This window comes from Sphingomonas sp. LM7, from assembly GCF_002002925.1.
Taxonomy (GTDB): domain Bacteria; phylum Pseudomonadota; class Alphaproteobacteria; order Sphingomonadales; family Sphingomonadaceae; genus Sphingomonas.
Genome location: NZ_CP019511.1, coordinates 299,535 through 319,485, shown reverse-complemented (window position 1 = coordinate 319,485; position 19,951 = coordinate 299,535). Strand labels below are relative to the sequence as shown.

17 protein-coding genes and 2 tRNA genes are annotated in these 19,951 nt (G+C 65.9%); 6 read left to right on the top strand and 13 right to left on the bottom strand.

Annotation, left to right across the window (positions count from 1 at the left end; genetic code table 11):
• Positions 1 to 35 precede the first annotated feature (35 nt).
• The 6 genes from BXU08_RS01455 to lon form a co-directional block, all read right to left on the bottom strand.
• Positions 36 to 1,643 carry a hypothetical protein gene (locus BXU08_RS01455; protein ID WP_253190466.1) on the bottom strand — a complete coding sequence of 536 codons (1,608 nt, stop codon included), beginning with the start codon at positions 1,641 to 1,643 and terminating at the stop codon, positions 36 to 38.
• A gap of 183 nt (positions 1,644 to 1,826) precedes the next feature.
• Positions 1,827 to 3,509: a YbaL family putative K(+) efflux transporter gene (ybaL, locus tag BXU08_RS01450; protein WP_077508032.1), complete on the bottom strand. Its 1,683-nt coding sequence runs from the start codon at positions 3,507 to 3,509 to the stop codon at positions 1,827 to 1,829.
• A 314-nt stretch (positions 3,510 to 3,823) separates the two neighbouring features.
• Complete coding sequence (locus BXU08_RS01445) at positions 3,824 to 4,243, bottom strand: hypothetical protein (protein WP_077508029.1); 420 nt, start codon at positions 4,241 to 4,243, stop codon at positions 3,824 to 3,826.
• Between the two features lie 85 nt (positions 4,244 to 4,328).
• Positions 4,329 to 4,403: transfer RNA gene (locus tag BXU08_RS01440), tRNA-Val, on the bottom strand.
• Positions 4,404 to 4,551: 148 nt separating this feature from the next.
• Complete coding sequence (locus tag BXU08_RS01435) at positions 4,552 to 4,824, bottom strand: HU family DNA-binding protein (protein ID WP_077511876.1); 273 nt, start codon at positions 4,822 to 4,824, stop codon at positions 4,552 to 4,554.
• Between the two features lie 135 nt (positions 4,825 to 4,959).
• Entirely contained in the window at positions 4,960 to 7,356 is a 2,397-nt protein-coding gene (gene lon, locus BXU08_RS01430; RefSeq protein WP_077508026.1) for an endopeptidase La, read from the bottom strand.
• A gap of 161 nt (positions 7,357 to 7,517) precedes the next feature.
• Between lon and BXU08_RS01425 the strand changes: the two genes are divergently transcribed.
• Complete coding sequence (locus BXU08_RS01425) at positions 7,518 to 9,236, top strand: M1 family metallopeptidase (protein WP_077508024.1); 1,719 nt, start codon at positions 7,518 to 7,520, stop codon at positions 9,234 to 9,236.
• A 162-nt stretch (positions 9,237 to 9,398) separates the two neighbouring features.
• Here BXU08_RS01425 and BXU08_RS01420 read toward each other — a convergent pair whose 3' ends face one another.
• The 3 genes from BXU08_RS01420 to BXU08_RS01410 all read right to left on the bottom strand — a co-directional run bounded on the left by BXU08_RS01420 (position 9,399) and on the right by BXU08_RS01410 (position 12,188).
• Entirely contained in the window at positions 9,399 to 9,998 is a 600-nt protein-coding gene (locus BXU08_RS01420; RefSeq protein ID WP_077508021.1) for a hypothetical protein, read from the bottom strand.
• A 124-nt stretch (positions 9,999 to 10,122) separates the two neighbouring features.
• Positions 10,123 to 11,388 (bottom strand): ATP-dependent Clp protease ATP-binding subunit ClpX, encoded by a 1,266-nt coding sequence (gene clpX / locus BXU08_RS01415; RefSeq protein WP_077508018.1) that lies wholly within the window; start codon positions 11,386 to 11,388, stop codon positions 10,123 to 10,125.
• A 146-nt stretch (positions 11,389 to 11,534) separates the two neighbouring features.
• Positions 11,535 to 12,188 (bottom strand): ATP-dependent Clp protease proteolytic subunit, encoded by a 654-nt coding sequence (locus BXU08_RS01410; RefSeq protein ID WP_077508015.1) that lies wholly within the window; start codon positions 12,186 to 12,188, stop codon positions 11,535 to 11,537.
• Between the two features lie 397 nt (positions 12,189 to 12,585).
• Between BXU08_RS01410 and BXU08_RS01405 the strand changes: the two genes are divergently transcribed.
• Complete coding sequence (locus BXU08_RS01405) at positions 12,586 to 13,617, top strand: aldehyde reductase (protein WP_077508012.1); 1,032 nt, start codon at positions 12,586 to 12,588, stop codon at positions 13,615 to 13,617.
• Positions 13,618 to 13,650: 33 nt separating this feature from the next.
• The gene (locus BXU08_RS01400) at positions 13,651 to 14,961 is read left to right on the top strand and encodes a hypothetical protein (protein WP_077508010.1); all 1,311 of its coding nucleotides are present in this window, start codon (positions 13,651 to 13,653) and stop codon (positions 14,959 to 14,961) included.
• Here the strand turns inward: BXU08_RS01400 and BXU08_RS01395 are convergent.
• From BXU08_RS01395 to BXU08_RS01385, 3 genes are all read right to left on the bottom strand, one after another.
• Positions 14,951 to 15,880, bottom strand: coding sequence for a glycosyltransferase family 2 protein (locus tag BXU08_RS01395; protein WP_077508007.1), 930 nt, complete (start codon positions 15,878 to 15,880; stop codon positions 14,951 to 14,953). The two genes, BXU08_RS01400 and BXU08_RS01395, sit on opposite strands and share 11 nt — an antisense overlap.
• A gap of 309 nt (positions 15,881 to 16,189) precedes the next feature.
• Positions 16,190 to 17,875 (bottom strand): trigger factor, encoded by a 1,686-nt coding sequence (tig, locus tag BXU08_RS01390; protein ID WP_077508004.1) that lies wholly within the window; start codon positions 17,873 to 17,875, stop codon positions 16,190 to 16,192.
• 64 nt (positions 17,876 to 17,939) lie between these two features.
• A tRNA-Leu gene (locus BXU08_RS01385) sits at positions 17,940 to 18,024 on the bottom strand.
• Between the two features lie 109 nt (positions 18,025 to 18,133).
• Between BXU08_RS01385 and BXU08_RS01380 the strand changes: the two genes are divergently transcribed.
• The 3 genes from BXU08_RS01380 to BXU08_RS01370 all read left to right on the top strand — a co-directional run bounded on the left by BXU08_RS01380 (position 18,134) and on the right by BXU08_RS01370 (position 19,334).
• Entirely contained in the window at positions 18,134 to 18,319 is a 186-nt protein-coding gene (locus BXU08_RS01380; protein ID WP_077508001.1) for a hypothetical protein, read from the top strand.
• Positions 18,320 to 18,349: 30 nt separating this feature from the next.
• On the top strand, positions 18,350 to 18,532 hold the full coding sequence (locus BXU08_RS01375; RefSeq protein WP_077507998.1) for a hypothetical protein: 183 nt from the start codon (positions 18,350 to 18,352) through the stop codon (positions 18,530 to 18,532).
• Positions 18,533 to 18,614: 82 nt separating this feature from the next.
• Positions 18,615 to 19,334, top strand: a complete 720-nt coding sequence (locus BXU08_RS01370) for a Crp/Fnr family transcriptional regulator (RefSeq protein WP_077511874.1) — start codon at positions 18,615 to 18,617, stop codon at positions 19,332 to 19,334.
• On the opposite strand, the gene BXU08_RS01365 is transcribed toward BXU08_RS01370, so the two are convergent.
• Positions 19,331 to 19,939 (bottom strand): peptidylprolyl isomerase, encoded by a 609-nt coding sequence (locus tag BXU08_RS01365; RefSeq protein WP_077507995.1) that lies wholly within the window; start codon positions 19,937 to 19,939, stop codon positions 19,331 to 19,333. The two genes, BXU08_RS01370 and BXU08_RS01365, sit on opposite strands and share 4 nt — an antisense overlap.
• Positions 19,940 to 19,951: the final 12 nt, after the last annotated feature.

Genomic DNA, 19,951 nt, shown 5'->3' with positions numbered 1-19,951 from the left:
CCATGCCGCCGTCCCCGCTGCCCGCAGTCCCAGTCTTAGAAGGCAGTGCAGTTGCCACTGGTCGTGCCGAAGGTCGCCCGGTTGGAATTGCAGGTCCAACCCTGGAACCAGGTGTCGGTCGGGCCGCTGACCGCGCCGATGTACGCGGTGTTGATCAGGAATGCCGAACCCGACGGATTGAGCGTCGAGGCGTTGAACGGCGTCACTGCCGCGGCGCCGGTGCCGGGGTAGAAGCCGTTGGTCAGCGCGTTCGCCGCCGTGCCGTTGGTCACGTTGCCCGTGCTCGGTGCGTCGGTGAAGAGCGCAGCCTGTTCGGCGTTGGTGATCGTCTGGCCGTTGACGGCGTTCTCACGGCTCAGCGCAGTGCCGCAGGCGAAGTAGATCGAGTTGAAGCGCGGCGGGCCCTGGTCCTGCAGCGCGGCGTTAGCGGCGCGGATGGTGCCGCGGTCGGCAGTGCCGGCTTCGGTAACCAGGCAGTTGCCCGGCGTGAAGAGGATCGAGTTGACCAGCGTCAGGTCGGCCGAGCCGCGCAAGCGGATCGCCGCCAGCGGGTTGCTGGTGCTGGTGTTGGTCTGGATCAGCGTCGCGTTGGCAATGCGGCCGAAGGTGCGCGGCAGCGCGTCTTCGGGGTTGGCGCCGGTGGCCGGAGCGAAGCTCGAGTCGATTTCCAGCGAGTAGGTGTCGGTGGTGGTCAGGCCCGGCTTCTGCGCAGTGATCAGGAACTGGACGAGGCCGCGCCAACCCACATCGAAATCGAAGCCGTCGTCATCTGCGCCGGTGATGACCAGATGGCGTGCCTGCGCGGTGCCGCCGAACACTTCGATGCCGTCGTCCGAGCTGTTGTGGACCTGGACGTGATCGATCGTGGTGCCGGTGCCGACGCCGGCGAGCGTCAGGCCCTGAAGCTCGTTGTTCGGGCTGATGACGGTGCCCGAATAGCGGATCTGGACGTACTGGAAGACGCCCGACGTGTCGCCAGGCGCGTTGCCGCCGTACAATGCGTTGCCGGTGCCTTCGACGACGCTCTCGCAGGTCGTGCTGGTTCCCGCGGCGTCATTGGCGCCAGCGATGCAGTTGGCGACCGGCGAACGGCCGGCGAGGATCACGCCGCCCCACAGGCCCTGGCTCTCGTCCGTGGTGGTGCCGGCAAGGTTCTGCTGCGCGGTGAAGATGATCGGCGCGGTGGCGGTGCCTTGCGCATTGATCGTCGAGCCGCGGTTGACGATCAGGAAGTCGTTGTCGGCGTTGGTGGTGTTGGCGAACAGCACCGCGCCTGCGCCGATCGTCAGCGAGCCGGCCGAGCCGATCAGGCCCTGCGAACCGCGATCGGTGCCGACATCGACGCGGCCGTTGATCTCATAAGCGACGCCCGGAGCGGCAGCCTTGCTCGGCAGGGTCAGATTGCTGACCAGCGTCGGCAAGCGGCAGATGCGATACGCGCCGATCGTGCCGACATCGGTGAGCGCCTGGCCGGTGCCGGTCGGGCACGAAGCTGCGGGCGTTCCGGGAGTGGGCGTCGGGGTCGGGCTTACGGTCGGAGTCGGCGTGGGTGCCGGGGCCGGCGGAAACGCGCCTTCGCCGGGAGAAGCGACGCTGCTCGCGCCATCGCATGCTGCGAGGCTGAGCGCGGCGCAGCTCGTCAAGAGGACAAGGCTAAGGCGGTTAATGCTGACCATAAGATCTCCGTTCCGGCGGAATGCCGGTGTGCGCGGGTTCGAAACTTGTGCGGGATCGACTCGGCTTAACCCCCGTCGGCCGCAGCGCCGCGCTAGGCGGGCTGCGTGACGGGAGTGTTGGAGAACGGAGAATCTTTGGAGACTGTTTCGTTACGTTGGTGTGACAATGGCTCCGGGCGCGTCCGATACGTTGCTCGCGGGCGCCATCGTGGCGGAGAGCTTCATCATCCGGTTGGCGAGTTCGCGTTCGCCCATGACCACATGGTCGACGCCAACGCGCGTGAGATAATCCACTTCATCCTGCGAGTGCGCGCGCGCGATCACCGGAAGATCGGGGTTGAGGATGCGGGCGTGCTGGAGGATCGCGCCGCCTTCAAAGCCGGCGGGAATAGCGATGAGCAGCTTGCTCGCGCTGCCGATGCCCGCGGCTACCAGCGTCCGCGCCTCGAGCGCATTGCCTTCGATCACCGTTACGCCCTCTTCGCGCGCACGGCGCACCACGTCGCCCTGGTCCTCGATGACGATGAACGCCTTGCCGCGCTGCTTGAATTCGGCGCCGATCATGCTCCCGACCCGGCCATAGCCAACGAGGATGATATGTCCCGCCGGCATCTGGGCAGGGGTGATCGGCCCGCGCTCGGGCTCGTCGACGGCGCCGTGCCGGCCAGCGGTCAGCGAGAACAGGAACGGATTGAGGAAGATCGAGATCATCGCGCCCGCCAGGATCACGTCGCGAGCCGCGGCAGGGAGAATCTGCAATTCGGTGCCGAGGCTGGCGAGGATGAACGAGAATTCGCCGATCTGCGCCAGGCTCGCGGCAACCGTCAGCCCGGTCTGGCGCGGATAGCCATAGGCGTGGACGATCAGATAGGCGGCCAGCGACTTGCCGAAGATGATGATCGCCACGGTGCCGAGCAGCGCAAGCGGTTGCTGGATCACCACCGCCGGATTGAACAACATCCCCACCGAGACGAAGAACAGCACCGCGAATGCATCGCGCAGCGGCAGCGTTTCTTCGGTCGCGCGGCGGCTGAGCGAGGTCTCGCCCAGTATCATGCCGGCGAAGAACGCCCCGAGCGCGAACGACACGTCGAACGCGATCGCCGCGCCGAACGCCACGCCCAGCGCGATCGCCAGCACCGCGAGGCGGAACAGCTCGCGCGATCCCGTCGCCACCACCCATTGCAGCGCCCACGGAATGACGCGCCGCCCGACGATCAGCATCAGCGCCATGAACCCGGCGACCTTGAGGAAAGTCGCGAGCAACGGCTGGAGGATCGATGCGCTGCCCGATTCGGCGGCGCCCGACATGATCCCCGCCAGCACCGGCAGCAGCACGAGCGCGAGGACCATCACCAGGTCCTCGACGATCAGCCAGCCCACTGCGATGCGGCCGCGCTCGGTCTGGACGATGTCGCGCCCCTGCAGCGCGCGCAGCAGCACCACCGTACTGGCGACCGACAACGCCAAGCCGAATACGAACCCGGCGAGCAGTCCCCAGCCGACCAGCCATGCCAGCCCCATGCCCATCGCAGTGGCGACGGCGATCTGCACGATCGCGCCGGGCACGGCGATCCGGCGCACCGACAACAGATCGCGCAGCGAGAAATGCAACCCGACGCCAAACATCAGCAGGATCACGCCGATCTCGGCGAGTTCATTGGCCAGGCTGGCATTGGCGACGAAGCCGGGGGTGAACGGCCCGACCATCACGCCCGCCAGCAAATAGCCGGCGATCGGCGAAACCTTCAGGCGATGGGCAATGGCGCCCATCACGAAGGCCACGACTAGGCCTGCGACAATGGTGGCGATCAGCGGGGTGTGATGCAGCATCGACTCTCCAGATTGAAATGATATGGGCGCCGGAGCCGGCGGGAGGGAGAACCTGCCGGCCCCGTCGCCCGGGGGTCAGGCCGAAGCCATCCCCACCGCTGCGGCCAAGATACCGGCAGCGCCGGCGATCCCGCCCCAGACAGCGAGCGCGAACCACCAGGGTGGCCGCTTGCCCGTTTTCTTCTTCATGGCGATCTCCTTCCGGAAGCGCGCAGTCGCAGCTTCCCGTTCAGAGAGAGAACGATGCGGCGGGAAGACCGTTGCCAGTCGACGGCGGCACCGGTGAGAAGCGCTGGAATCGCGCCTCTATCGGGTCAGGCGAGCGGCGGTCCCCGCGCCCAGGGCAATGCCCGGACCGGCGCAGCAAGCCGCGCCGTGGCGGCACGCGCTATCCAATTGCCTTCGGCACGCGTCGGTGGCGCAAGCATCGCCATTGCCGCCGGAAAGACGGCCGAAGGCTGGACGACAGGCGTGTCGCCGGCATCGCGCCGCAGCAGGCGCTTGACCAGCATCCGCGCCTGCGGCGCCTTGGCCTGGAGCGCGACGCTGGTGGTAGCGGGATTGAACGCGGAGCCTTGCGCGGCGGTGTGCGGCAAACCGGCTGGAACCACCGCGCAGACGAGCACGGTGAAGACGGCCACCCACGCAACCGCCGCCAGCCGCAAGGGACGGGCAATCCGCCCGGCCAAGCTGCTGAAAACGCTGAAGCGCACGGGATCGGATGCAGTCGCCATGCCGGGACCAACCTAGCAGGCGGGGCCTTCACGGTAAACCGCAGGCAGCAAAAAGCCCGCCGATCGCAGACCGGCGGGCTCTACATGGTGGGCGCGGCAAGGATTGAACTTGCGACCCCACCCGTGTGAAGGGTGTGCTCTACCACTGAGCTACGCGCCCATTCGCCTTACGGCGGAAACGGGAAGCGGGCCTTTAAGCGGCGACAAACGCGCTGTCCAGCCCGATTTGGGACCCATGACAGGGACTTGAACCCTGCAAATGTCAGCCTTGCGGCTCCACCCCCGCCGACCGGGTCAGGGCCATAAGATCAGTTGACCGAATCCTTGAGGCCCTTGCCGGCCTTGAACTTGGGCTGGTTCGACGCCTTGATCGTCATTTCCTCGCCGGTGCGGGGATTGCGGCCCGTCGATGCCTTGCGCTTGCTCACCGAGAACGTGCCGAAGCCGACGAGGCGAACCTCATCACCCTTCTTGAGCGCAGTCGAGATCGCGTCGAACACGGCCTCGACGGCCTTGGTGGCGTCGCCCTTGCCGAGGCCCGAGGTGTCGGCGACCGTCCCGATCAGCTCTTGCTTGTTCATGCTGGTGGATTCCCCCTGAGTGAGTTCGTCGAAAAATGAGTCGCGGCGCGGCAGGCCGAGTGCGCCAGTCAGCACGCGACCGCCACCGCTGTCAAACCCCCGGCGGCGGTTTACGTGCCAAAAAGCGACGCGCGATCAATGATGAACGGCGTCGCCGATCCCCGGTACATGCACCGGCGGCTGGGCCGCAAGCTCGTCGGCATCGGTCCAATCGATCGCCGTGAGCGGCTCGGTCAGCGCGCGCCGCAGCACTTCGTCGACATGCGCGACCGGGATGATCTCGAGGCCCTCGCGGATGTTCTTGGGAATCTCGGCGAGATCCTTCTCATTCTCCTGCGGGATCAGCACGGTCTTGATGCCACCGCGCAATGCGGCGAGCAGCTTCTCCTTGAGCCCGCCGATCGGCAGCACCCTGCCCCTCAGCGTGACTTCGCCGGTCATCGCGATGTCGCGGCGCACGGGCACCCCGGTCATCGTCGAAACGATCGCGGTGACGAGGCCAATACCTGCCGACGGACCGTCCTTAGGGACGGCACCTTCGGGCAGATGGACGTGGACATCCTTCCGCGCGAACAGGCTTGGCTTGATTCCGTAGCTCGGGCTGCGCGCCTTGACGAAGCTGAACGCGGCCTCGACCGATTCCTTCATCACATCGCCCAGCTTGCCGGTGGTCTTGATCGCGCCCTTGCCCTGCACGGTCACGCTCTCGATCGTCAGCAGCTCACCGCCGACTTCGGTCCAGGCGAGGCCGGTCACCGCACCGATCTGGTTCTCCTCCTCGCCCAGGCCGTGGCGATACTTCTGCACCCCGGCGTATTCGTGGAGGTTGTCCGGCGTGATCGTGACGCTGGTTTCCTTACCCTCAAGGATTTTCCGGAGCGCCTTCCGGTTGAGCTTGGCGATCTCACGCTCGAGCGTGCGGACGCCGGCCTCTCGCGTGTACTTCTGGATCAGCGCGCGCAGGCCCTCGGTGGTGAGGGTGAACTCGCCTTCCTTCAGCCCGTGCGCCTCGATCTGCTTCTCGACCAGATGGCGCTCGGCGATCTCAACCTTCTCGTCCTCGGTATAGCCTTCGAGCCGGATGATCTCCATGCGGTCGAGCAACGGCTGGGGCAGGTTGAGCGAGTTGGCCGTGCACACGAACATCACGTCCGAAAGATCGATGTCGATCTCCAGATAATGGTCGTTGAACTTGTTGTTCTGCTCCGGATCGAGAACCTCAAGCAGCGCCGAGGCAGGATCGCCGCGGAAATCCTGACCGAGCTTGTCGATCTCATCGAGCAAAAACAGCGGGTTCGATGTGCCGGCCTTTTTGAGGTTGGTCACGATCTTGCCCGGCAGCGAGCCGATATAGGTCCGGCGATGGCCGCGGATCTCGGCCTCGTCGCGCACGCCGCCCAGCGACTGGCGGATGAACTCGCGACCGGTCGCCTTGGCGATCGACTTGCCGAGCGAGGTCTTGCCGACGCCAGGAGGGCCGACGAGGCACAGGATCGGGCCCTTGAGCTTGTTAGTGCGCGCCTGGACGGCGAGATACTCGACGATCCGGTCCTTGACCTTTTCCAGAGCATAATGGTCCTGGTCGAGCACGCCCTGCGCCTCGGCGATGTCCTTCTTGAGCTTCGACTTCTTGCCCCAGGGCAAGCCCAGCAGCACGTCGAGATAATTGCGTACAACGGTGGCCTCGGCCGACATCGGCGCCATCGTCTTGAGCTTCTTGAGCTCCGACGTCGCCTTGGTACGCGCCTCCTTGCTCAGCTTGAGCGTGGCGATCTTCTGGGTCAGCTCGGCGATCTCGTCGCCGTCGCCTTCATCGCCCTCGTTACCGAGCTCGCGCTGGATCGCCTTCAACTGCTCGTTGAGGTAATATTCGCGCTGGGTCTTCTCCATCTGGCGCTTCACGCGGCTGCGGATCTTCTTTTCGACCTGCAGCACGCCGAGCTCGCCCTCCATGAAGGCGAACACCATTTCCAGGCGCTTTTGGGGATCCTTTTCGACGAGCAGCGACTGCTTGTCGGCAACCTTGACTGCGATGTTGGCGGCAACCGCATCGGCGAGGCGCGAGGCGTCCTCCAGCTCGGCGAGCTGGACCGCGGTCTCGGCGGGCAGCTTGCGGTTGAGCTTGGCGTAATTCTCGAACTGATCGACCACCGAGCGCATCAGCGCCTGGAGCTCGGGGCCTTCGACTTCGGCCTCGGCCACCGGCGATACGGTCGCGGTGAGGAACGCGCCCGATTCGTCGACGGTCTCGAGCGCGCCGCGCTCCTTGCCGGCGACGAGCACGCGCACGGTGCCATCGGGCAGCTTGAGCAGCTGCAGCACTTCGGCCGAGACGCCGGTGTCGTAGAGGTCCTCGCGGCCGGGATCATCCTCGGCGGGATCGAGCTGGGCGACGAGGAAAATCTCCTTGTCGTCCGCCATCGCGGCTTCGAGCGCGGCGACCGACTTGTCGCGTCCCACGAAGAGCGGCACGATCATGTGCGGGAAGACGACGATGTCGCGAAGCGGCAGGACGGGATAGGACTGCTTCATGGATACTCCTGGGCCCGAGCGGCCCTTACTTTCCACTATATATGGGGCCTGCGCCAGCCGCATCAATCGTCGCATATTGATTGGTTGTGGACCAATGCCGCGGATGGCGCGGCGCACGCTTTGGCGATAACCCGTTACCATCACCTGTCTTCCAGCGCCCAATGGAGGTTCCCATCATCACGCGCTTCCTGATCGCCGCTTCCACACTCGCGCTGAGCGCCGTTCCCGCCCTCGCCCAGGTCAAGCCCGGGGAGCCGCCGATCACGGCGCTGACCGAAGCCTCTGGCGGGCCGATCGAGCCTGAACGCGCCGCGCTGCGGCTAGACCATGTCGACCTAGCGATCGAAGTGTTTCCCGAAACGCAGCGGCTCACCGGCACTGCGACGCTGACGCTGGTCACCTCGGCATCGCAGCACCGGCTGCTGATCGATCTAGACAAGAACCTTCCGGTGAGCGCGATCACTATCGACGGCACCGCCCTGCTCCGCACCAGCTGGTCCAACCCCGAGGGGAGGCTCGCGATCACGCTGGCCAAGCCGCTTGCGGCGGGCGCCCGGACGGTGGTGAAGCTCGCTTATGGCGGCACCCCACATGTCGCGGTGCGCGCGCCGTGGGACGACGGCATGGTCTGGGCAAAGACGCCCGGCGGCAGTCCGTGGATCGCCACCACTGCACAGGGCTATGGCTGCGACCTGTTCTGGCCGTGCCTCGACTTCCCGGCCGGCGAGCCTGCCAAGGTCGATCTGCATATCACTGTTCCCGTCGGGCTTTCCGCACCGTCGAACGGGGTGCTCCAGAAGATCGACAAGCTCCCCGACGGACGTTCGACCTGGCATTGGCAGGCGCGCAGCCCGAACCCCTATCTGATCGCGCTCAACATCGGGCCGTATCACGAGATCACGGGGACCTATTCCAGCCGCTTCGGCAACAAATTCCCGATGACCTATTGGCACCTCGCTGGCCGCGAGGCGAAGGCCAAGGGGCTGTTCGCCGAGTTCGCGCCGACCGTGGATTTCTTCGAGGCCAATGTCGGCCCCTATCCCTGGTCCGACGAGAAGCTGGGCGTTGTCGAGACGCCGCATCTCGGCATGGAGCACCAGACGATCAACGCGTACGGTAACAACTACAAGAAGACGCCAGACGGCTTCGACTGGCTGTTCCAGCACGAACTGGCGCACGAGTGGTTCGGCAACCAGATGTCGGCGTCCAACTGGGACGATTTCTGGCTGCACGAAGGCTATGGCCAGTACATGCAGCCACTCTACGGCCGCTGGCGCGAAGGCGAGGCGCGCTACGCCGCGATGATGGAGGTCTATCGCAACCAGATCACCAACCAGGCGCCGATCGTCTCGGGCAAGGTCAAGACCTCCGACGACGTCTATGAGGCGGACAAGGGCGGCCCGGGCGGCGACATCTATGTCAAGGGCGCCTGGGTGCTCCACACGCTGCGCAACCTGATCGGCGATGCGGCCTTCAACGAAGCGACTGCGCGGCTCGTCTATGGCCGCCCCGATCCCAAGCCGGGCAATTTTCAGCCACGCTTCGCGACGACGCCCGAATATGTCGAGATCGTCAACAAGGTGGCGGGCAAGGACCTGACCTGGTTCTTCGACGTCTATCTGCGCGAGGCGGCGCTGCCCGAGCTGATCGAGTCGCGGGCGGACGACCGGCTGACGCTGCGCTGGAAAACGCCGGGAGATCGCCCGTTCCCGCTTCCCGTCGAAGTTCAGGTCGACGGCAAGGTCGAGACGGTGGCGATGACTGGCGGCACGGGCAGCATCGCCGTGCCCGCCGGCGCGCATGTCGTGCTCGATCCCAATTCGCGTATCCTCAAGCGTTCTCTGGCGGTCGAGGCCTATCAGGCGCAGCAAAGGCGCTGACCTCCCCTTCCTGCAAGGGAGGGGACTAGGGGGTGGGCGTGTCTGCGCGCCCAAAAAACCGTTAGTCCAGAACGAAAGCGCCGAGCAGGGCATCAAGACCTGCCCGCCGCTAAACCCACCGCTGCCCCCTCCCTGCAAGCAGGGAGGGAAAAAGAAGATTGTTCAGCTCACCGGCCGGAGCACCCGCGCCAGGACGTAGGCGAAAGCGACCTGCCACGGCGTGTAGATCTTGAGCGGCTGTGCCAGGTCGCTGGCGAACGAGTCGCTGCTCGCGCCGGTGGTGAGGTAGAGATAGAGGCAGAAGCTGCCGACTGCGCCGAGCAGCACCGTGCCGAACGCCTCGAAGGTCAGGCTGGAACCCTTGCGCAGCAGTCCGAAGATCGCCGCGAGCAAGAGGCACCCGCCGCCGCCCACTGCGCCGCCGACGAAGCCGCGCAGAAAGCCGACGCCGTCCGCGCTCATGCCACTGACGGTCATCAGCGCGACATAGTGCATCAGGGTGAAGCCGAGGAAGAACACCAGCGCCTTGACGGCGCCGCGGTGCCGGCGCTCGTGCCAGACGAACGGCAGGCCGAACAGCGGGGTAATCCACACGGCACCGCCGTCTATATGGAAGTAGAGCACCAGTGCCAGCCCAACCACGTACAAGACGTGGCCAAGTACCAGCCATTTGAAAGTTTCCAAGGCGGCAGGGTTCAGCGCCAGGTCGAACGGCGAATGATAGTCACGCTCGTCGTCGTCGAGGATGGCAATATCGGACATACGTCACCTCCATCTCGTCTTCACTGACGGGGAAGGTGCGCCTTGGGTCCGAGTCGGTCCAAACGAAAACGGCCGGAAAGAGGACTTTCCGGCCGCTTATGCAGTGTTTGGGCAACAGGAAGGATCAGGCGGCGCTGCCGGTCTTTTCCTTCTTGGCGTAGATGCGGACCGGGTCCTTGCGGCCCTCGACCACGTCCTTGTCGATCATCACTTCGTCGACGCCGTCCATGCCGGGCAGGTCGAACATCGTATCGAGCAGGATCGCCTCGAGGATCGAGCGGAGCCCGCGGGCGCCGGTCTTGCGCTCGATCGCCTTCTTGGCGATCGCGATCAGCGCGTCCTCGTTGAAGCTGAGCTTGACACCCTCCATGTCGAACAGCTTCTGATACTGCTTGACCAGGGCATTCTTCGGCTCGGTCAGGATCTTGATCAGCGCATCGACGTCGAGATCCTCGAGCGTCGCGATCACCGGGAGACGGCCGACGAATTCGGGGATCAGGCCGAACTTGAGCAGATCCTCCGGCTCGGTCGACCGCAGCAGCTCGCCCGTACGGCGCTCTTCCGGCGCCGCGACATAGGCGCCGAAGCCGATCGACTTGCCCTGGAGACGATCGCCGATGATCTTCTCAAGGCCCGAGAATGCGCCGCCGCAGATGAACAGGATGTTGGTCGTATCGACCTGGAGGAACTCCTGTTGCGGATGCTTGCGCCCGCCCTGCGGCGGAACGCTGGCAGTCGTGCCTTCCATCAGCTTGAGCAGCGCCTGCTGGACGCCCTCGCCCGACACGTCGCGGGTGATCGAGGGGTTCTCGGCCTTGCGGCTGATCTTGTCGATCTCGTCGATGTACACGATGCCGCGCTGCGCCCGCTCGACGTTGTAGTCGGAGGCCTGGAGCAGCTTGAGGATGATGTTCTCGACATCCTCGCCGACATAGCCGGCTTCGGTGAGCGTCGTGGCATCGGCCATGGTGAAGGGCACGTCGAGGATGCGCGCCAGCGTCTGGGCGAGCAGCGTCTTGCCGCAGCCGGTGGGGCCGACGAGCAGGATGTTCGACTTGGCGAGCTCGACATCGGCACCCTTGGCGCCGTGGTTGAGCCGCTTGTAATGATTGTGCACCGCCACCGAGAGCACGCGCTTGGCCTGCTTCTGGCCGATCACGTAATCGTCGAGCACGTCGCAGATTTCCTGCGGCGTGGGGACGCCACCGTCCTTCTTCGAAACGAGAGCCGACTTGGTCTCTTCGCGGATGATGTCGTTGCAGAGCTCGACGCATTCGTCGCAGATGAAGACGGTCGGTCCGGCGATGAGCTTGCGGACCTCGTGCTGCGACTTTCCGCAGAACGAGCAGTAAAGCGTGCTCTTGGAGTCGCCGCCGCTGAGCTTGGTCATTAAATCCATCCTTTACGCGCCGGACGCGTAGCCACTACCCGCCATCCTACACGCGGGTTCCCGTCCGGCAATCCATAAACCACCCAAGGAAAGCAGTTTTACGCCGTCCGTGGGACTCGCCCGCGGACGGCTATAATCCAATAATCTTAAGCAGCTGCAGCGTCGTCGGTCGGCTGCGGCCGCTTGTCGTAAACTTCATCGACTACGCCGAACGCCTTGGCTTCGTCGGCCTCGAAGAAGCTGTCGCGATCCATGACCTGCTCGATCCGCTCGATCGGCTGGCCGGTATACTTGGCATACAGGGCATTCATCCGCGCGCGAATACGGAGAATCTCCTTAGCCTGGATCTCGATGTCCGACGCCATGCCCTGCGCGCCGCCCGAAGGCTGGTGCAGCATGATGCGGGCGTTGGTCAGCGCGACGCGGAGGCCCGGCTCGCCCGACGCGAGCAGGAAGCTGCCCATCGACGCGGCCTGGCCGATGCACACCGTGCCGACGCGCGGACGGATATATTGCATCGTGTCGTGGATCGCCATGCCGGCAGTCACCACGCCACCCGGCGAATTGATGTACATCCAGATGTCCTTCTTCGGGTTCTCGGACTCGAGGAAGAGCAGCTGTGCGGTGATGACCGAGGCCATATGGTCCTCGACACCGCCGGTGACGAAGATGATCCGCTCACGGAGCAGGCGCGAATAGATGTCGAAGCTGCGCTCGCCGCGGCTCGACTGTTCGATGACGATCGGAACGAGACCGCCGGTAACGGGATCAATGGTCATCTGACCGGAAAGCGGATGCATGCGGGGTTTTTCTCTTTGGATGGTTGCCCAGACGCCCAACATCGGCGCTCGGGCTGCGTGGCGCAAGGGGGGATCGCGGTAAACCGCCGATGGGCGAACCTGACGAAATTGACGGAAAACGCGGTTTTGAACGGGGACCTCTCTCCCAGGCCGCCGCGCGAAGCGACACCGACGCGACACTGACGCGGCACCTTGGCGACACCCACGCTCACGGAAGCGACACCTTCGCGACTGGAACGCGCCACCTTGGCGACACCCGCGCGACAGCGACGCGCCGACCCGGCGACACGCTCGCGGCAGGCGTCCAGTGAGAGAGGATCGAACCTGGGCATAGGCGGAGCGCAGCACGCCAAATCCAACATTGCAAGGCGGCTCCCCCGCACCCACATCGTTACGCATGAGCAAGGTTCTCGTCACCGGCGGCTCCGGCTTCGTCGGCAGCCATGTGATCCTCCAGCTGCTGGCGGCGGGACATGACGTGCGCACCACGGTGCGCAGCCTGGCGCGTGAGGCCGAGGTTCGCGCGACGCTGGCGGCGGCGGGCACGGAAGCGGGCGATCGCCTCGCCTTCTTCGCCGCCGATCTCGAAAAGGACGAAGGCTGGGCGCTGGCCGTGGCGGGCTGCGACTATGTCCACCACGTCGCCTCCCCCTTCCCGCCCGCCCAGCCCAAGGACGCCGACGAGTTGATCCGGCCCGCGCGCGAAGGCACGCTGCGGGTGCTCCGCGCCGCGCGCGATGCCGGGGTCAAGCGCGTCGTCGTCACCTCTTCCTTCGCGGCGATCGGCTATGGCCATGGCCCGCAGGACGCGCCCTATACCGAAGCCGACTGGACCGACCCCGATGGCCCCGCGGTCCAGCCCTATATGAAGTCCAAGACGCTCGCCGAGCGCGCGGCATGGGATTTCATCGCCCGCGAAGGCAACGGCCTGGAGCTGGCGGTGGTCAACCCGGTCGGCATCTTCGGCCCGGCGCTGAACGGCGATCTTTCGACGTCGATCTTCCTCGTCCAGTCGATGCTTCGGGGAAAGATGCCCGGCACGCCGCGGCTCTATCTCGGCGTAGTCGATGTCCGCGATGTCGCCGATCTCCATCTGCGCGCGATGACCGACCCCGCCGCGGCGGGCGAGCGCTTCCTCGCGGTCGCCGGCGAGGCGGTGTCGTTCCACCAGATGGCGACGGTGCTGCGCGAGCGGCTGGGGCCGGTGGCAGCGAAGGTGCCGAAGCGCGAGCTGCCCGACTGGCTGATCCGCCTGCTGGCCATCTTCAACCCGCTGGCGCGCGAAGCCGTGCCGCGGCTGGGGATCAAGGCCAGCGCAAGCAACGACAAGGCGCGCCGCGTGCTCGGCTGGACGCCGCGCTCCAACGAGGAAGCGATCGTCGCCAGTGGCGAGAGCCTGATCCGGCTTGGGCTGGCCGGTCTCCGCTAGGAAATATCCATACAGTTACGCTAGCAGCGTGACATGGGCTCGCGCGAAACCGCATCCGAGGAACGCCGCTTCCTGCTGCTCGCGCTGATCGCCGGGCTGGCGATCCGGCTGGCCTGGCTGCACGCGGTCCATGGCAGCATCACCGGCTTTGTCGGCGCCGGCGAAGCGACGCGCGCCGCGCTCGCGCTGGTCCGAACCGGCAGCTTCGCGGACGCCTTTTACCAGGGCTATGGCCCCACGGCGCACTTGCTTCCGGTGAACCCCACGATCGCGGCGGCGCTGATGTGGCTGTTCGGAATCGACACGCCTGCCGCCAACCTGGCGCTGCTTGCCTGGTCGCTCGTCCAGGTCTTCGGCGCGATCCTGCTGTTGCGCTGCGTCTTCGTGCGACTGGGCGCCGATCCGCTCACGGTGCGCTGGGGCACTGCGCTGCTCCTGCTGGTTACGCCGTTCGTTTCGCAGGAAGTCGTCGATTTCCGCTATTGGGAAGGCGCGATGGCAGTCTGCCTGATGTGCCTGAACCTGTTGCTGCTGCTGCGTGTCGCGGAGCGCGGCGGAATAACCGCGCGGACGATCCTGATCGTCGCGATCCTCGGCGCGGCCACCTTCTTCGTCTCGCCGCCGGTGGGCATCGCAGCCTATGCCTGTTGGGGAATATATGCGCTGCGCCGCCTGACCCTCGCCCGGATTGCCATGTTGGCAGCCGCCTCGGGCACGGCGCTGGCCGTGCTCCTGGCGCCCTGGGCGCTGCGCAACGCCGAGGCGCTGGGCACCCCGGTCCTGCTCCGCAGCAATTTCGGGCTCGAATTCGCGCTCGCCAACCACCCGGCGGCATTGTCGGACGCGCCGCGCGAGCAGGTTTTCGCCGACCGCCTGCTCGAGATCCATCCCTATCACAGCCCGGCCGCGCGAGCCGCATTGCGCGAGGCCGGCGGCGAAGTGCCCTATGCCCGCGCGCTCGGCGCCCGGACCTGGTCGTGGATCGCCGACAATCCGACCGGCTTCGCCCGGCTATGGCTGCGGCATCTGGGAGAATTCTTCTTTCCCCGAAGCTGGCAGATGTACTTCACCGGCTGGGAAGACATGCGCGACGCACGCGCGATCACCATCAGCCTGATCCACCTGCTCGGGCTGGCGGGACTGGCATTCGGAATATGGCGGCGGCGAGCCGGCTACGGGATGCTGGCGCTCACTGTCGGGCTGGTCGCGCTGCCCTATGCGCTCGTCCAGCCGGTTCCGCGCTATTCGTGGCTGGTCCACGGCGTGCTCGCGTTCCTCGCAGTCGAGGCGGTGCTCGGAATGCTTCACCACCTGCGAGGGCAACGCGCGAAGCTCAGTCGCTGAACGGCCCCGGCTGCGCCAGATAGGCCAGCCGCCGCATCTCGCGCCGGCCACGCACCACCGTGTCGAGGATCAGCCCGGTGAACAAGTTGAGGAAGGCGAGGATCATCAGCCCCGTCGCCAGGATCGCAGTCGGGAAGCGCGGCACCAGCCCGGTCTGGAGATAGGTGATGCCCAGCGGCACGGCGAGGAGCACCGCCATGATCGCGAACACGGTGGCGATGAACCCGAAGAACAGCATCGGCCGCTCGATCCGATAGAGCACGGCGATCGTCTTCGCGATGCGGAAGCCGTCGCGATAGGTGTTGAGCTTCGACGCCGAGCCCTCGGGCCGCGCGAAATAGCGGGTCTCGGCCTCGCCGACCGGCATCTTGAGTTCGAGCGCGTGGACGCTGATCTCGGTCTCGATCTCGAAGCCCGCCGACAGCACCGGGAAGCTTTTGACGAAGCGGCGCGAGAAGACGCGATAGCCCGAGAAGATGTCGGTGAAACTGCGGCCGAACAGCTGCGAAAGCAGCCCGGTCATCGCGCGATTGCCGAGGACATGGCCGCGGCGATAGGCTTCGGCCGCCTCATGGACCCGCGTGCCGACGACCATGTCGAGGCCCTCGCTGGTCAGCCGTGCGACCATCGCAGGTGCGGCGGCGGGATCATAGGTCGCGTCGCCATCGGCCATCACATAGATGTCGGCATCGACATCGGCGAACATGCGGCGGACGACATTGCCCTTGCCCTGCATCCGCTCGCTGCGGACCACGGCGCCGGCTTCGCGCGCGACTTCGATCGTGCGGTCGCTGCTGTTGTTGTCGTAGACATAGATCGCAGCGGCAGGGAACACCGCGCGAAAGCCGGCAATCGTCTGCGCGATCGCGGCTTCTTCGTTGTAGCAGGGGAGAAGGACGGCAATGCGCGGTTCGCTCATGATGCTGCCTTAGAGCCGAAACGATATCAGTTCGATAATTTTGTGTCGCATGCGTCATCACGGCGAAAGCCGGATTCTAATGCCACGGGAGTTCGCATGCCGCGGGAGATCCCAGCGTTCGCCGGGATGACGAGACCTCGATAAGCAAAGGCCCGCCCTCCCAGACGGAGAACGGACCTCACTATTTCCGTCACCCCGGCCTTGTGCCGGGGTTCACCGAGAGGCTGGCGGAAATGCTCAAGCCTCTGGTCTGACGCCAGGATGCACCGTGGACCCCGGCACAAGGCCGGGGTGACGGTGATGGCCAGATCAGCCTTCCTTCTTCTTCGCCGGCGCCTTCTTGGCGGGCTTGGCCGCAGCCTCTTCCGCTGCTTCGGCCTTGGCTGCAGGCGCCTTCTTGGTCGCGGCCTTCTTCACCGGCTCGGCCTCGACGAGTTCGTCGCCGGGGGCTGCGGGCTCGATATCGGCGGCTTCGACCTTCTTGGGCTTGGCGGCCTTCTTGGCGGGCTCTTCGGCCGCGGCTTCCTCAGCCTTGGGCTCGGCCTTGGCCTTCTTCGCGGGCTTGGCGTCAGCCTCGTCGGCAGCCGGCTTCTTGGCGGCAGTCCTCTTGGCCTTGGGCTTGTGGTTGTCGTGATCGTGATGATGCGTGCCGGTGTCGAAGCCCTCGTCGCTCTCGATCGCGGCTTCGAGCTCTTCGCGAGTCACTTCGCGGTCGCTGATCTCGGCCTTGTCGAACAGATAGTCGACGACCTTGTCCTCGAACAGCGGCGCGCGCAGCTGGGCGGCCGCCATCGGCTCCTGCTGGACATATTGCATGAAACGCTGGCGATCCTCGGGACCGTATTGCTGCGCGGCCTGCGCGATCAGGCGGCTCATTTCCTGCTGCGAGACTTCGACGCCGTTGGCGGTGCCGATCTCGGAGAGGAGCAGGCCGAGGCGCACGCGGCGCTCGGCGATCTTGAAGTAATCGTCGCGCTCCGACTCGAGCTCGGCGAGCGCGGCGGCCGGATCGGCCTCATGCTCGGTCTCGTGGACGAGCTGGTGCCAGATCTGCTGGAACTCGGCGTCGACCATCGACGGCGGCACCGGGAAATCATGGCCCGCGGCGAGCTGGTCGAGCAGCTTGCGCTTCATATAGGTGCGGGTCAGGCCATTGAGCTGCTGCTCGATCTGGCCCTTGAGCAGTCCCTTGAGCTGCTCGAGATCCTGCAGGCCGAGCGCCTTGGCGAAATCGTCGTCGATCTTGGTCTCGCCCGACGTCTTCACTGCAGTGATCTTGAGGTCGAAGGTCGCGGGCTTGCCGGCGAGATCCTTCGAGCCGTAATCCTCCGGGAAGGTGACGTTGATCGTCTTCTCGTCGCCGGTCTTCACGCCGACCAGCTGGTCCTCGAAGCCCGGGATCAGGCGGCCCGAGCCGATCTCGACTGCCATGCCCTCGCCGGTGCCGCCCTCGAAGGCGACGCCATCGGCAGTCTTGCCGACGAAGTCCATCGTCACCTGGTCACCGGTCGCTGCCTTGTGCTTGGCCGGGGCATCGTCCCAGCCCTTCTGGTTGCTGGCGAGCTGGGTGAGCTGCTCGTCGATCGCGGCGTCGTCGGCCGGAACGGTCAGGCGCTCGAGCTTGAGGCCCTCGATCGACGGCGTCGGCACGTCGGGGAGCACTTCGAGCTCGATCTTGATCTCGGCATCGCCGCCGGGGGCATAGTCGCCCTCGAGGCTCACCGACGGCTGCATCGCGGGACGCAGCTTGTGGTCGACGAGCAGCTTCTGCACGCCTTCCTGGATCGAATTGTTGAGCGCGTCCTGCGCAATCGCCTCGCCGTGCATCTTGCGCACGAGGTTGGCGGGAACCTTGCCGGGGCGGAAGCCGGGCATGCGGACCTGCGGGGCGACCCGCTTCACTTCGGCATCGACCTTCTTGTCGATGTCCTTGGCGGTGATCTTGAGCGTGTAGGCGCGCTTGAGGCCCTCGTTCAACGTCTCGACAGTCTGCATCAGTTCAGCTTCCAAAAAGAATGAGATCGCGGCGCCGGGACGCTGATCAAAGAGCGACGGTGCCTGGTGCGGGCGAAGGGACTCGAACCCCCACACCTTTCGATACCAGAACCTAAATCTGGCGCGTCTACCAGTTCCGCCACGCCCGCAGGGGCACCGCCGGTCGGCGGGCTCTATAGCAGTCGTGGGGCCGGGAGCAAGTCGCGAAGCAACGCCTGGCGCCGCCCGGCGTTGAGCATGCGAAAAGGAGAGACTTCCATGCCCGTCGAACCCCCGATCCCCGGCGCTCCCGAGCCCGCGCCTGCCGAGACCCCTGGCACGCCGCAGCCCGGCCAGCCGACCACACCGCCCCCCGAATATGCGCCGCCCGGCCCCGATGTCGACGTCCCCGATCTCCAGCCCGGCACCGATCCGGGCATCGCGCCGGGCCAGCCCGTGGCCTGACGCCGCGCTCACCAACACAGGAGAAAAAACATGGCCGATACCAACGACAAGGATCCGCGCTCCGATCTGGAGCAGGCAGTGGAATCGCGCGCAGACGAGGCCGATGGGGCCGGCGGCGGAGCCGACAGCTCGCCGCTGGAACCCACCGGCGTGCCCGACGGCGTCGCCGGGACCGCGGGCGAGGTCAAGAATCAGGATCGCGCCCAGCAATAGGCGCCGCATCGTTCGATTGTGATCGCTTTGCCGTCCGGCCCTGCGCTATGATCCCGGACGAATGGCCGTCCGGGAGGGGCGCATGATCGAAAAGCACCTGATGAAGCTGCGCGTGCGCGACACGATCAGCGCCGAAGAGGAAGCCGCGCTGCGCGCAGCGATCGGCGAAGTGATCCATTATGGCGCCGATCAGACCTTCGTCACGGCGGGGCAGGAGCTCAGCAACTCCACCCTGCTGATCGAAGGGCTGATCTGCCGCTACAAGGATCTGAGCGACGGCCAGCGCCAGATCACGGCGCTCCACGTCGCCGGCGACTTCCCCGACCTGCACAGCTTCACGCTCAAATATCTCGACCACAACATCATGACGCTGACGCCGTGCAAGGTGGTCCAGGTGCCGCACGCAAGGCTGCAGGCGATCACCGAGCAGCATCCGCACCTCACGCGGATGCTGTGGTTCGCGACCAATCTCGACGCGGCGATCCACCGCGAATGGGAAGTCTCGCTCGGCCGGCGCAGTGCGTTAGAACGCACCGCGCACCTGTTATGCGAGCTTCAGGTGCGTCTGGGCATCGTCGGCCTATCCACCGAGCGCGAATACGCGCTGCCGATCACCCAGACCGATCTCGCCGAATGCCTCGGCCTCACGTCGGTCCACGTCAATCGCGTGCTCAAGGAATTGCGCGAGCGCGGGCTGGTCGAATTCCGCGGCGGCAAGGTGACGATCGGCGACCTTGCCGAACTCCAGCGCGTCGGCGAGTTCGACCCCGCCTATCTCTACCTCGTCCGGCGCCCGCGCTAGGGCGCCACCCGCCGTACCGTCAGCACCTTGACCGGCGTCTCCGGAATCTCGCCCTTGAAGCTGCCCTGCAGCGTCTTGGTCGGCGACACTGGCGCGTCGAAGACCTTGAGGACGACGTCCATCCCCTCGATCACGCGGGCGAAGGCGGCATAGCCGAGATTGTCGCCGGGCTTGGCGGGATCGGCATCGAACGACGGCTGGTCGCCGAGCATGATCGTGAACTCGCCGCGCGCGGTGCCGGGCGCCAGCCGCGGCATCGAGAGCGTGCCGTCGAGATGCTTGATGCCCGTGGCGCTGGTCGGTTCGTGCCTGACCGGCGGGTACATCTTCGCCGGCGCATTCTGCACGCCCAGCTGGACGAAGCCGAAGCGATCGGCGACCTTGACCGTGCGGTAGAAGACGATCCCGTCGAGCCGCTTCGAGTCGACATAGCGCAGGAAGTTCTTCGCGCTGACCGGCGCCTTGTCGGCATAGACTTCGACGACGAAGCGGCCGGCGGCAGTCTCGAACGCGACGCGCGGATTGGCAGGCGGCGTCGGTGCGCTCTGGGCGAGCGCCGCAACGGGCAGCAGGAGCGCAAGAGCCAGTAAGAGCCGCCGAACCATTCAACCCTCCAG